Below are 12,913 nucleotides of genomic sequence, written 5' to 3'. Positions count from 1 at the left end.
TTCTTCGGTAAGGAAATTCGGGAGTGGCTACCGGTTTCCGGCAGCGCGACGCGGGAGGGTCGGGGCCGGCGTCAAATTCGGTCGGTGGCGGTCAGGGCGCCGGCACGCGGAGTGCCGCGCAGGTCGGGCGGGCGAACCAGGCGCGCCCTGCTCGGCGTCGCGGTGAATGGCATTGGTGAGCGTGTCGAGGTCGACGTACTTTTCCTCGTCGCGCAGTTTTTCCGTGAACTCGACGCGCACCAGCTTGCCGTAGCAGGGACGGTCGTAGTCGAATACATGGACTTCGAGCAGCATGCGGCCGGCGTCCTCGACGGTAGGACGCACGCCCAGGCTGGCCACGGCCGGCAGCGGCGTGTCGGCCAAGCCATGCACCTGCACCACGAAGATGCCATGCACGGCCGGGCGGTGTGCGACGCGCAGGTTCAGGGTCGGGAAGCCGAGCGTACGGCCGAGCTTGGCACCGTGGATCACGTGGCCGGACATCGCATACGGGTGGCCGAGCAGGGCGCCGGTGGCTTCCAGTTCGCCCGCGGCCAGGGCCGCACGCACGGCCGAGGACGAGATGCGCTGGTCGCCTTCGCGCACCGTCGGCAGGGTCTCGACATGGAAACCATGGCGGCGGCCGGCTTCCATCAGCATCGCGACATTGCCGGCGCGCCTGGCGCCGTAGCAGAAATCGTCGCCGACCATCAGCCATTTCACGTGCAGGCCGCCGACCAGCACGCGGCTGACGAAGTCCTCGGGGGAAATCGAAGCGAACTGTTCGTTGAAATGCTCGACGATGACGCGGTCGATGCCGGCCTCGGCCAGGTCTTCCAGCTTGTCGCGCAGGTTGGCAATGCGTGCCGGCGCCCGCGACAGGTCGCCGCTACGCTGGGCGAAGTATTCGCGCGGATGCGGCTCGAAGGTCATCACGGCCGCTTCCAGCCCAAGCGCGTCGGCCGCATTGCGCACGCGCGCCAGCAACGCCTGGTGCCCGCGGTGGACACCATCGAAGTTGCCGATCGTCAGAGCACAGGGAGCACGCGCCGCGTCGTTGGGAAGTCCGCGAAATACCTTCATTGGTTGTTCCAGAATGCCGGGCGGGTGAAGCAAGCGACCACGCCGTGGGGCGAAACCTTGATTATACGGTAAAGGCTTGTTGCAATGCGGAGAGAGGAGGGGGCATTCGTTGCCAGTTTGCCAGGGCTGCTGGGTGATTGCAGCATGCAAAGCTTGGCATGCCAGGGCATTCGCAAGGTGAGCGGCTCCACCCGGGAGCGTGATACCCGGCTGCGCAAACGCCGCCCACGCGTTCAAGCCCGGCATGCAGGCCGGCGGCCCGACTTGCATGTGTGTGTTGAACGCGTAGGCGGCGCATAAGGAGCAGGTCACCGTGCGTTCGGGTGGAGCCGCCTACCCTGCGTCGTGGAGGTAGGGGTGAGCTGCACTAGCGCGGAGCTTGATGGTCGGTTGCGAAAATGCCGCCCACGCGTTCAAGCCCGGCATCCGGCCGGCGGCCCGACTTGCATGTATGCGTTGAACGCGTAGGCAGCGCATAAGGAGCAGGTCATCGTGCGTTCGGGTGGAGCCGCCTACCCTACGGTTGGTGGAGAAATCGCGGCTGGAAAAAAAACGCCGCCTGCGAACAGGCGGCGTTTCATGGGCAAGTGCTTGCCGGAGATCAGGCCAGTGGCTTGTTGATCGCCATGATCCAGTAGCGGGCCAGCTCGGCGGTGCCTTCCTTGCCGCTGACGCCGCGCAGGGTGCTGATCGCCTGCTGCTTCTTGCCAGCCGCGGCGTAGGCTTCGCCCAGGCGCAGCTTGGCTTCGTCAGCGTAGCGCAGGTTGTCGGCCTTGATGGCGTTTTCCATCATCTTCAGACCCTTGTCGGCCTGGCCCGACTGCACCAGGCTGTAACCGAGGGCGACGAGACCGTCGTTGTCCTTGGCGGCCGTGTACTCGGCTTCCAGGGCGGCGATGGTCTTGTTCTGCTCGGCCAGGTTCTTCTCGGCCAGGTCTTTCAGGCGCTGGTGGCGCGCGGCGTCGGGACCGGTGCCCAGGGCGCCAGCCTTGTAGCCCTTGTCGATGACTTTGAGGGCTTCCGCCGGTGCTTTCGCCTGCAGCACCAGCTGGGCCATTTCCATGAACTCGCTCGGCTTCTTGAGCAGGTTGTTGGCCAGCTTCAGGCGGTACAGGTCGACCGACAGGCGGCCCGAGAACCCGGGCTTGCCCTGGACGCGGTTCAGCAGGTCGTTCCAGTACTGGGCCTTCGGATAGTTGGCGGCCAGCTTTTCGATGGTGTTGACGTAACCGGTCTTGTCGTTCTTCTTGAGCTGGATGTTCGCCAGCATGCCGAGCTGGTCTTCGGTCATGCGGCCCGATTTCTCGGCGTTACGCAGCTCGTTTTCCAGGGCGGCGGTATTGCCCTGCTTGTAATAGTTCTGCAGCAGATAGGCGCGCAGCTTCGGATCGTCGCCATTCTTCAGTTGGCGCAGGATCGCTTCGTTCGCCTTGTTCAGTTCGCCGCCGCGCATGTAGATGCCGATCAGGCCTTCCGAGAACTGGCCGCGTTCGGCTGCCGACAGCTTGCCCGAGGCGAGCAGGGCTTCGAAAGCGTTGGCAGCGGTGCCGTAGTCGCCGGCCGAGGAGGCGGCAGCAGCGCGCACGCGCTCGATCAGGTAGCTTTCGTTGGCTGTTTTACCGGAAACCTTGTCCGCTTCGCGCAGTTTTGCCAGGGCGTCCTTGTGCTTGCCCTGTTTCATCAATGCCTGGGCTGCCTGCAGTGGGCGGCCGACTTCGGGGCGCAGGGTTTCTGCCGCGTGGGCGGGAGCCATGCCGACGATCGGAGCTGCTGCGGTGAAGCCGAGGGCGGCCAATGCGAGGCCGAGGTGTGCGAGACGGAATTTGCTCATCGTGGAAAATCCTCTTTGAAAATGGACACGGCAGGGAAACCCTGCCGTGTTGGTCTAGCGTGGTGCGATTACTGGAACTGCTCGTTACCGACCATGCCGATCTTCGTCACGCCGAGGCGCTGTGCGGTCGCCATGACACCGGCGACAACCTTGTACTCGACCAGCTTGTTCGGACGCAGGTGCACTTCCGGCTGTTCGGCTTGGGCTGCCACTTCGTTCATCTTGGCTTCCAGCGTCGCCCGGTCTGGAACAACCTGGCCGTTCCACGACACGGTACCGTCGAAGTCGACGTCGATGGTGACGACAACTGGTTCAGTGACCTGTGGTGGCGAAGGACCGACTGGCATGTTCAGATTGACCGAGTGGTTTTGCTTCGGAATCGTGATAATCAGCATAATGATCAGAACGAGCAGGACGTCGATCAACGGCGTCATGTTCATTTCCATCATCGGTTCCGGATCGGCTGCCTTGGCGGAGCCTGAACCTACGTTCATACCCATGGTGTTTCCTTTTCAAATAACTGGGGTGCAAGTGGCAGCGCCGGATTTGCGTCCGACGCTGCGGCTTGATCAGCCCATGTCAGGCTGTTACATCTTGTCAGGCGGTTCGATGATGAAACCGACCTTCTGCACCCCGGCACGCTGTGCCGTATAGATCACCCGGCCAATGGCTTCGTAGCGGGTTTCCTGGTCGCCACGAACTTTCACTGCAGGCTGCGGCTGTTTCACCGACTGCTCCGCGAAGAACTTGAACAATTCGTCCGTATTCGCGATGCGGCGCTGGTTCCAGTACATTTCGCCGTCTTTATTGACGGTGATATTGATGTCTTCCGGCGCGGTCTTGGTGACCTGGTTGACTTCCGCCGGCAGAGTCACCTTTTTCAGCTGCAGGACCACTGGGCTGGTAATCAGGAAGATGATCAGGAGAACCAACATGATGTCGACAAGCGGCGTCGTGTTGATCTCTGACATCACGGCATCTTCATCTCCGCTATCGGAGCCGACACTCATACCCATGATTTATCCAATCTTTTTAGCGCCGGCGGCAGCACGGGCAGCTTCGGAGGTGGTCATCGCGCCCGAGATCAGGACCGAGTGCACGTCGGCGCTGAACGAACGGACATCTTCCATTGCCGACTTGTTGCGGCGAACCAGCCAGTTGTAACCCAGGACCGCAGGAACTGCAACGAACAGACCGAAGGCGGTCATGATCAGTGCTTCACCCACTGGGCCTGCCACTTTGTCGATCGACGCGTTACCCGACATACCGATGTTGGTCAGCGCGTTGTAGATGCCCCAGACGGTACCGAACAGACCGATGAACGGCGAGGTCGAACCAACGGTTGCCAGGAACGACAGGCCATCTTGCAGGCGCGACTGGACGCGGTCCACGGCGCGCTGGATCTGCATGGTCACCCAGGTCGACAGGTCGATCTGCTCGAGCAGGGCGCCGTCGTGGTGCTGGGTTGCCTTGGTGCCGGTTTCAGCGATGAAGCGGAATGGCGAGCCTTCTTTCAGGGTAGCCGAACCAGCAGCGATCGAGTTGGCTTTCCAGAATTTCTGGGAAACTTCCTTCGACTGGCGCATGATCTTCGACTGGTCGATCAGCTTGGTGATGATGATGTACCACGAACCCATCGACATGATCGACAGGATGATGATGGTGCCCTTGTTGACGAAGTCGCCTTCTTCCCACATGGCCGAGAAGCCGTACGGGTTCTTGACTTCTTCCTTGGCGCCGGCTGCGGCCGGAGCGGCAGCGCCTTCGGCTGCAGGAGCGGCTGCTGCGTCAGCGGCCGGAGCTGCTGCTGCGTCAGCGACCGGGGCTGCTGCTGCGTCTGCCGGAGCTGCTGCGCCTGCTGCCGGTGCGTCAGCGAAGGCTGGTGCCGAGACCAGGGCCGCTGCTGCCGTAACCGAGAACAGGACTGCCGCCAGGACAGCGGACAAACGGGTATTCTTAAACATGCTTCCTCCAGAAATATAAAAATAGACAGTTCGCTGATCTAATTGACAACGAAAATCACAGTTGTGAGACGATCTTCTGTCTCGGTTATTGTTCCAGCGACCAGACGTACTGTACTGGGACCCATGCCTGTTCAGGCTGACCATTGACCATTGCCGGTTTGAAGCGGCACTTGCCGATAGCCTGCTGCGCTGCGCGGTCCAGATCACGCGAACCACTCGATTTCGTGATCTTGGAATCGACCATGCGACCATCGACGCCAATCAGGAACGAGATCGTGGTTGTGCCTTCTTCTTCGTTACGTGCCGAGGCTTTCGGGTATTCCGGCTTCGCGCAGGTGCTGAAGTCGGCCACTGCCGGGGTACGGCTCGGACCTGCCGCCGGGCTAGGCTGAGCTGCCGGTGCCGGTGGGGCTGGTGGAGTCAGGCTGGTCGTCGGTGGCGGCGTGCTCGTCGTTGCGGCGATGGCAGTCGGCGACGGCGGCGGTGGCGTTACCTGTACCTCGACCGGCGGGATGAATGGAGGCGGCGGGGCCTTCATTTCCGGCGGTGGTGGCGGTGGTGGAGTTTCGGGCGGTGGAGGCGGCTTCACCTCCTCGATCAACTTCGTTTCCACTGCTTCCTGTACTTTCGAGATCACCTTCGTACCGAGACCATTGATGATCCCCCAGGCGACCAGGACGTGCAACAGGACCACAATGGTGATACCAGTGAGATTCTTCCCCGGTTCCTTCTCATGTGAAAAATTCATGCCTGCTTTCTCCAATACCAACTCTTTTTGTTGCTACTAAACCCACAAAACACGACGAAAAGACAAGGCCGCATCCGGGACATCGGCGAATTATACCTACGAATTAATTTTTGCACAGGTATTTTTGAGCCTCCGAAACCCCCGTAAATGCCTGTAAAAACAGGCAATACAGCTCATCCGGATGCACTCCTGCTGTGCAAAAAAGCGCGGTCTAATTCTAAACAAAATTACAAGATTGCACGGTGTTACTTGCACTTCTGTAGAACATGAGGTGAGGGCTGCCCTTTTGCCAAATTATGCACGCTGATTTTGCCAAGTGGCAAATATCATATAGTGCAATGCTGAGCTTTTTGCAAACTATAGCCAGTTTTGGCTGAGCTGAGCGTTCGCTAGCTAACAGAACAGGGGGCTGGACGGGGCGGGGTGGACGACTGAAGGTGGTGGCAAACTGAATACTTGATATGCGTCAATGTGGATAATACGTACGGACAAGTATTCAAAAACTTGTCCGTACAAGCGCCGCATCGAAGGGATTAGCGGTGGTGGCGCTTTTCGCGTCGGCAGTCGAGGAAGCTGACCACGTGGCCGCTGGTGTCCACGGTTTCGAGCCGGACATCGAAGCCCCACAGGCGAGCGACATGCTTGAGCACTTCCTGGGCCTGGGCGTTGAGCGGACGGCGCTGGAACTGGGTATGGCGCAAGGTGAGGGCGCGGTCGTCGCGGGTGTTGACCTGCCAGACCTGGATGTTCGGCTCGCGGTTGCCGATGTTGTACTGCTCGGCCAGCTGCTGGCGCACGTAGCGGTAGCCGGCTTCGTCGTGAATGGCCGAAATCGTCAATTTGTCGCTGCGGTCGTCGTCGAGCACGGCAAAGAAGTGGAAGTCGCGGATCAGCTTGGGCGACAGGTACTGGGCAATGAAGCTTTCGTCCTTGAAGTTACGCATGGCAAAGTCGAGCGTTTTGATCCAGTCGCTGCCGGCAATGTCCGGGAACCAGGCGCGGTCTTCATCGGTCGGGTTCTCGCAGATCCGGCGTATGTCGCTCATCATCGCGAAACCGAGGGCATACGGATTGATGCCCGAATAATAAGGACTGGTCGCAGGTGGCTGATAGACGACGTTCGTATGGCTTTGCAGGAACTCGAGCATGAAGCCGTCGCCAACGATCCCCTCTTTATATAGTTCCTGCAGAATCGTGTAGTGCCAGAAGGTGGCCCAGCCTTCGTTCATCACCTGGGTCTGGCGCTGCGGATAGAAGTATTGCGAGATCTTGCGGGTAATACGCACCAGTTCGCGCTGCCAGGGTTCCAGCAGCGGTGCGTACTTCTCTATAAAGTACAGCAGGTTTTCCTCGGGCTCGATTGGAAAGCGCGGTGGCGGGGTGTCGCGCTCTTCCTCCTCGCGCCGGGGCACCGTGCGCCACAGGGCGTTCACCTGCGACTGGGCATACTCCTCGCGCTCCTTCTGGCGCGCCGCTTCCTGTGCCACCGACAGCTTGGCCGGACGTTTATAACGGTCGACCCCATAGTTCTGGATCGCGTGGCAGGAGTCGAGCAGGTCCTCGACCGCGTCGATGCCATAGCGCTGCTCGCATTCGGCAATATAGTTCTTGGCGAACACCATGTAGTCGACGATGGCTTCGGCGTCGGTCCAGGTGCGGAACAGGTAGTTGCCTTTGAAGAAAGAATTGTGGCCGTAAGCCGCGTGGGCAATCACCAGCGCCTGCATGGTCAGGCTGTTCTCCTCCATTAAATAGGCGATGCAGGGATTCGAGTTGATGACGATCTCGTAGGCCAGGCCCATCTGGCCGCGCTTGTAGCTCTTCTCAGTGGTGAGGAAATGTTTGCCGAAGGACCAGTGGTTATACGACACCGGCATGCCGACCGAGGTGTAGGCATCCATCATCTGCTCGGCGGTAATGACCTCGAGCTGGTTCGGGTAGGTGTCGAGGCCGAATTTCCTGGCCACGCGGCGAATTTCTTCGTGCGCCTGTTCGATCAGGTCGAAGGTCCATTCGGACTGTTCGGGGAGGGCGCGCGGATTGGTATGGTCGTCTGGCATGGCGTGCCTATCGGTTGGAGGACCCGCGGACATCGGGCGCGGCGCAAGTGTGGTGCCGGCGGTCTGCCGGCCCTGCTTGCGTTTGCATCGGATATCGGGTGTCCATGTGCTGGCCTTATTTTGGTTGCTTCTTGAACAGCTCGCGGAAGACCGGGTAGATGTCGGCCGGAGTCACGATCTTCTGCATCGCAAAGTTGCTGTGCTGCGCCGCCACCTCGGTATATTGCTCCCACAGGTTCTGCGGCGGCCCGTCGGTGATTTCGACATAGGTGTAGTACTGCACCTTGGGCATGATGCCGTGGGTCAGCAACTGCTTGCACAGCACGGAGTCGTTGTCCCAGTTGTCGCCGTCCGAAGCCTGGGCGACGTAGGCGTTCCAGTCGGCGCTGGCATAGCGCTCGCCGATCACCTTCTGCAGCAGGTGCAGGGCCGAAGAGACAACGGTGCCGCCTGACTCGCGCGAGTGGAAGAACTCGTCCTCGTCGACTTCGGCCGCGGCCGTGTGGTGGCGGATGAAGACGACCTCGATGTGTTCGTATACGCGCTTGAGGAATAAATAGAGCAGGATGAAGAAGCGCTTGGCCGTGTCCTTGCGCGTTTCGTCCATCGAGCCGGACACGTCCATGATGCAGAACATCACGGCCTGGGTGCTCGGTTTCGGTACCTTGATGCGGTTGCTGTAGCGCAGGTCGAACGGATCGATGAAGGGAATCGCGTTGATGCGCGTGTGGTAGTGGTGAATCTTGCGGCGCAGTTCGACGACGCGCGGGTCTTCTTCGAGCACCCCGGCATCGAACAGGTCCTGCAATTCCTGCTGGGCTTCGGCCAGGTGGCGCCGGCTGGGGCCGCCTACCGCAATGCGCCGGCCGAGTGCGCCGCGCAGCGAGCGCAGTACGTGGATGTTCGACGGCGTGCCCGAGACGTTGTAGCCGGCGCGCTGGGTCTTGAATTCGATCGTCTGCGACAGCTGCGTCTTGATCATGTTCGGCAGCTCGAGGTCTTCGAAGAAGTAGTTCATGAACTCTTCGCGCGAGAGCTCGAAGATGAAGTCGTCCTCGACGGTCTGGTCGCTATTGCCGGCGCGCCCGCGTCCGGACCCGCCGCCGCCGCTGCGGGGGCGGTTGAACTGGTCGCCTTTCTGGTATTCGGTATTGCCGGGATTGACGGTTTCCCATACGCCGCCGTGGGCGTGGCCGAAATGAGGCTCGTTGACGTCCTTGACGGGAATCGAGACCTTTTCGCCGTTCTCGACATCGGTGATCGAACGGCCCTTGATCGCGCGGCCGACCGCATCCTTGATCTGCGCTTTGTAGCGGCGCAGGAAGCGTTCGCGGTTGACCGCTGACTTGTTCTTGCTCTGCAAGCGACGGTCGATGAGGTAAGTCAAAACATGCCTCCTGCAAAAATCGCGGCGGACCAGGTGCTGCGCTGGTCCTCCTATCTTAATACGCTGCGTGCTGACGCGGGGTGCGCACGGCTGGCAGGGTCGTCAAAAATGCGTGGAACGCCGCGAAAGCGTGCCCGGAGGCGACGCTTTCGATGCTTGCGGCACACCGAGCAGGCCGTAAGCGGACACAGGCGGATGGCGCCGCGTGCCCTGGCAGCGTGGTCCCTACCTCAGGACGATTTCCTCACACGCAGGTACCATTCGCACAGGAGCCGCACCTGCTTGGCCGTATACCCTTTCTCCACCATGCGGTTGACGAAGTCGGCATGTTTCGTCGCGTCCTCGGCGCTGGCCTTGGCGTTGAACGAAATCACCGGCAGCAGTTCTTCGGTGTTCGAGAACATCTTCTTCTCGATCACGGTGCGGAATTTTTCGTAGCTGGTCCAGGCCGGGTTCTTGCCGCCATTGGTCGCCCGGGCACGCAGGCCGAAGTTGACGATCTCGTTGCGGAAGTCCTTCGGATTCGAGATGCCGGCCGGCTTCTCGATTTTCTCGAGTTCGGCATTGAGCGACTCGCGGTCGAAACTTTCGCCGGTGTCGGGATCGCGGAATTCCTGGTCCTGGATCCAGAAGTCGGCAAACGTCACGTAGCGGTCGAAGATGTTCTGGCCGTATTCCGAATAGCTCTCCAGGTAGGCCGTCTGGATTTCCTTGCCGATGAAGTCGACGTAGCGCTGCGCCAGGTGCTCTTTAATATAAGAGTGGTAGCGCTGCTCCTGTTCCGGCGGGAACTGCTCGCGTTCGATCTGCTGTTCCAGTACATACAGCAGGTGCACCGGATTGGCGGCCACTTCGGTATTGTCGAAGTTGAAGACCTTCGACAGGATCTTGAAGGCGAAGCGCGTCGACAGCCCGTTCATGCCTTCGTCCACGCCGGCGTAATCCACATATTCATGCAAGGATTTGGCCTTGGGGTCGGTGTCCTTCAAATTTTCGCCATCGTAGACCAGCATCTTTGAATAGATGCTGGAATTCTCCGGATCCTTCAGGCGCGACAGGATCGCGAACTGCGCCATCATGCGCAGCGTGCCCGGCGCACAGGGTGCTTTCTCGAGCGAGGAATTGCGGATCAACTTGTCGTAGATCTTGATTTCATCGGAGATGCGCAGGCAATACGGCACCTTCACGATGTAGATGCGATCGAGGAAAGCCTCGTTGTTGCGGTTGTTGCGGAAGCTTTTCCATTCCGACTCGTTCGAGTGCGCCAGGATGATGCCTTCGAAGGGAATCGCGCCGAAACCCTCGGTGCCCTTGTAATTGCCTTCCTGCGTGGCCGTCAGCAAAGGGTGCAGCACCTTGATCGGTGCCTTGAACATCTCGACGAATTCCATCAGGCCCTGGTTGGCCAGGCAGAGGCCGCCGGAATAGCTGTAGGCGTCCGGATCGTCCTGCGAATAATCCTCGAGCTTGCGGATGTCGACCTTGCCGACCAGCGAAGAAATATCCTGGTTGTTCTCGTCGCCCGGCTCGGTCTTTGAAATGGCGATTTGTTTCAGGATCGACGGGTAGCGCTTCACGACGCGGAACTTGTTGATGTCGCCGCCGAACTCGTGCAGGCGTTTCACTGCCCACGGGCTCGGGATCGAGCGCAGGTAGCGGCGCGGGATGCCATAGTCTTCCTCGAGGATGACGCCGTCCTCGTCTTCGTTGAACAGGCCCAGCGGCGATTCGTTCACGGGCGAACCCTTGATCGCATAGAAGGGAACCTGTTCCATCAGGTGCTTGAGCTTCTCGGCGATCGACGACTTGCCGCCGCCGACGGGACCGAGCAGGTAGAGGATCTGCTTGCGTTCTTCCAGGCCTTGCGCCGCGTGGCGGAAGTAGGAAACGACCTGCTCGATCACTTCCTCCATGCCATAGAACTCGCGGAAGGCGGGATAGATCTTGATGACCTTGTTGGCGAAGATGCGCGACAGCCGCGGGTCGAGCCGGGTATCGACAAGGGTCGGTTCGCCGATGGCGGCCAGCATGCGCTCGGGTGCGCTCGCGTAGGTCAGCGGGTCTTTCTTGCACAGGGCAAGGTATTCGGTCAGGGAATATTCTTCTTCGCGGGTACGCTCATAACGGGCGGCGTAGTTGTCAAAAATGGTCATGTGCATGTCCTTTAGTTTGCTAACAACGATCTGTCACGGCAGCCGATCGATGCCGACTGCTAAGTCCCGTTTTTCTTGGCGTACTTTGGAGCACCTAACAAAGCCTCCAGCCCAGCGTTGCGTTGTCTCGCCGTACGGGCGTACTGTCTTCGGCAACGCGCCTGGGTCTGAAGGCTTTGCCAGGCGCTCTTATTGACGGGTCGCCGTGGTAGCGCCGCGAGGTGGGGCGGCGGCTCTGGCGGATCTTCTTGTTCTGGCCGGCTTGTGGCCGGCAGTTCCCATGGAGTGGAGGTCTTCTTGTGTTACTGAAATTTATTATGTGCCTATCCGTTTCCGAAGTCAAAGCCCTATCGTGTGCACTGTCGCGTTATCGATAAGTAATTGATTGGAAAGAAAAAAGAGCGAATTTGACGAGGGCCGCGGCGCGTTCGTGCGCAGTCCTTCGGGACCCCATTTCGAGGCATTCCAACAGGCCATTTCCAGCTGTATTTACTGCTGGGTTGTCGGTACCCTGAATCGATAGTGCACGATCTCGAGGGGTAGCGGCGCACGCCAAACGCAGGGCTTTTTTTGCTCCGTTTTTACCGGAAAAACGGGGCGTCGTCCCATGCGGTACACTGGCCGGCAGTGGTCAGTTTTACCACTTTCACACCCCTGCCCAAGCGCCCCAAGACGGAGTAAAACCATGCTGACCGAGCAGCTGCGCCAGATCATCCAACGGATGCCGAAAGCCGAATTGCACATCCACATCGAGGGCTCGCTGGAGCCGGAACTGATCTTTGCGCTGGCACAAAGGAACGGTGTATCGCTGCCTTATCCATCGGTCGAAGCGTTGCGCCAGGCCTACGCATTCAGCGATTTGCAGTCCTTTCTCGACATCTATTACGCTGGCGCCAGTGTGCTCCTGACCGAGCAGGATTTCTACGACATGACCGCGGCCTACTTGCAAAGGGCGGCGTCTGACAACGTTCGACACACAGAACTCTTTTTCGATCCCCAAACCCACACGGCGCGTGGTGTGCCCTTCGAGACCGTGATCAACGGCATCTGGCGAGCCTGCCAGGATGGGCCCATCAGCGCGGGCCTGATCATGTGTTTCCTGCGCCACCTGTCGGAAGAAGAGGCCCTGGCCACGCTCGACGAGGCGCTGCCGCACCGGGACAAGTTCATCGGCGTCGGCCTCGATTCGTCCGAGGTCGGCCACCCGCCGGAGAAGTTCGCGCGTGTCTTCGAGCGCGCCCGCCAGCTCGGCCTGCGCCTGGTCGCGCATGCGGGCGAGGAGGGGCCGCCGGCCTATATCGAAAGCGCACTGGACGTGTTGAATGTCGAGCGCATCGACCACGGCGTGCGCTGCCTGGAGAGCCCCGAGCTGGTCGAGCGCCTGGCGCGCGAGCACATGGCCTTGACTGTCTGCCCGCTGTCGAACATCAAGCTGCGCGTGTTCGACGTGATGGGCTCGCACAACCTGCGCACCCTGCTCGACAAGGGCCTGGCGGCCACCGTCAATTCCGACGACCCCGCCTATTTCGGCGGCTACATGAACGACAATTTCATCGCGGCCTTCGACGCCTTGCCGCTGGATATCACGCATGCGCGCCAGCTGGCCCACAACAGCTTTGCCGCCGCCTTCCTGGGGCCCGAGCAGAAGCGCGCCTTCCTGGCTGAAGTCGACCAGTTCTTCGCCAACGCATAACAACAAGGAACCGCG

10 protein-coding genes are annotated in these 12,913 nt (G+C 60.2%); 1 reads left to right on the top strand and 9 read right to left on the bottom strand.

Going from position 1 to position 12,913, the window contains the following annotated elements; genetic code table 11:
• Positions 1-27: 27 nt before the first annotated feature.
• From G4G31_RS23055 to G4G31_RS23015, 9 genes are all read right to left on the bottom strand, one after another.
• Positions 28-1,062: a bifunctional riboflavin kinase/FAD synthetase gene (locus G4G31_RS23055; RefSeq protein ID WP_182989550.1), complete on the bottom strand. Its 1,035-nt coding sequence runs from the start codon at positions 1,060-1,062 to the stop codon at positions 28-30.
• Between the two features lie 601 nt (positions 1,063-1,663).
• A complete protein-coding gene (locus tag G4G31_RS23050; protein WP_182989549.1) occupies positions 1,664-2,893 on the bottom strand; it encodes a lipopolysaccharide assembly protein LapB in 1,230 nt (409 codons plus the stop codon).
• A 68-nt stretch (positions 2,894-2,961) separates the two neighbouring features.
• Positions 2,962-3,393 carry a biopolymer transporter ExbD gene (locus G4G31_RS23045; protein ID WP_182989548.1) on the bottom strand — a complete coding sequence of 144 codons (432 nt, stop codon included), beginning with the start codon at positions 3,391-3,393 and terminating at the stop codon, positions 2,962-2,964.
• Positions 3,394-3,480: 87 nt separating this feature from the next.
• Complete coding sequence (locus tag G4G31_RS23040) at positions 3,481-3,909, bottom strand: biopolymer transporter ExbD (protein ID WP_182989547.1); 429 nt, start codon at positions 3,907-3,909, stop codon at positions 3,481-3,483.
• 3 nt (positions 3,910-3,912) lie between these two features.
• Positions 3,913-4,857 (bottom strand): MotA/TolQ/ExbB proton channel family protein, encoded by a 945-nt coding sequence (locus G4G31_RS23035; RefSeq protein WP_202033682.1) that lies wholly within the window; start codon positions 4,855-4,857, stop codon positions 3,913-3,915.
• A gap of 85 nt (positions 4,858-4,942) precedes the next feature.
• Positions 4,943-5,605: an energy transducer TonB gene (locus G4G31_RS23030; protein ID WP_182989546.1), complete on the bottom strand. Its 663-nt coding sequence runs from the start codon at positions 5,603-5,605 to the stop codon at positions 4,943-4,945.
• Positions 5,606-6,138: 533 nt separating this feature from the next.
• Entirely contained in the window at positions 6,139-7,665 is a 1,527-nt protein-coding gene (locus G4G31_RS23025) for a SpoVR family protein (RefSeq protein WP_182989545.1), read from the bottom strand.
• 115 nt (positions 7,666-7,780) lie between these two features.
• Positions 7,781-9,052 carry a YeaH/YhbH family protein gene (locus G4G31_RS23020; protein WP_182989544.1) on the bottom strand — a complete coding sequence of 424 codons (1,272 nt, stop codon included), beginning with the start codon at positions 9,050-9,052 and terminating at the stop codon, positions 7,781-7,783.
• A gap of 230 nt (positions 9,053-9,282) precedes the next feature.
• Positions 9,283-11,205: a PrkA family serine protein kinase gene (locus G4G31_RS23015; protein WP_182989543.1), complete on the bottom strand. Its 1,923-nt coding sequence runs from the start codon at positions 11,203-11,205 to the stop codon at positions 9,283-9,285.
• A gap of 685 nt (positions 11,206-11,890) precedes the next feature.
• Here G4G31_RS23015 and G4G31_RS23010 point away from each other — a divergent pair.
• Positions 11,891-12,898: an adenosine deaminase gene (locus G4G31_RS23010; protein ID WP_182989542.1), complete on the top strand. Its 1,008-nt coding sequence runs from the start codon at positions 11,891-11,893 to the stop codon at positions 12,896-12,898.
• Positions 12,899-12,913 lie beyond the last annotated feature (15 nt).

The sequence above is a fragment of the Massilia sp. Se16.2.3 genome (assembly GCF_014171595.1).
Taxonomy (GTDB): domain Bacteria; phylum Pseudomonadota; class Gammaproteobacteria; order Burkholderiales; family Burkholderiaceae_D; genus Telluria.
Note: the sequence above shows the minus strand (reverse complement) of the source record. Positions and strands in the feature narration are given on the sequence as shown.

Coding starts and splice junctions, on each gene's coding strand:
- G4G31_RS23040 (WP_182989547.1), bottom strand. CDS start 3,909: ATGGGTATGAGTGTCGGCTCCGATAGCGGAGATGAAGATGCCGTGATG.
- G4G31_RS23055 (WP_182989550.1), bottom strand. CDS start 1,062: ATGAAGGTATTTCGCGGACTTCCCAACGACGCGGCGCGTGCTCCCTGT.
- G4G31_RS23030 (WP_182989546.1), bottom strand. CDS start 5,605: ATGAATTTTTCACATGAGAAGGAACCGGGGAAGAATCTCACTGGTATC.
- G4G31_RS23010 (WP_182989542.1), top strand. CDS start 11,891: ATGCTGACCGAGCAGCTGCGCCAGATCATCCAACGGATGCCGAAAGCC.
- G4G31_RS23050 (WP_182989549.1), bottom strand. CDS start 2,893: ATGAGCAAATTCCGTCTCGCACACCTCGGCCTCGCATTGGCCGCCCTC.
- G4G31_RS23025 (WP_182989545.1), bottom strand. CDS start 7,665: ATGCCAGACGACCATACCAATCCGCGCGCCCTCCCCGAACAGTCCGAA.
- G4G31_RS23045 (WP_182989548.1), bottom strand. CDS start 3,393: ATGGGTATGAACGTAGGTTCAGGCTCCGCCAAGGCAGCCGATCCGGAA.
- G4G31_RS23035 (WP_202033682.1), bottom strand. CDS start 4,857: ATGTTTAAGAATACCCGTTTGTCCGCTGTCCTGGCGGCAGTCCTGTTC.
- G4G31_RS23015 (WP_182989543.1), bottom strand. CDS start 11,205: ATGACCATTTTTGACAACTACGCCGCCCGTTATGAGCGTACCCGCGAA.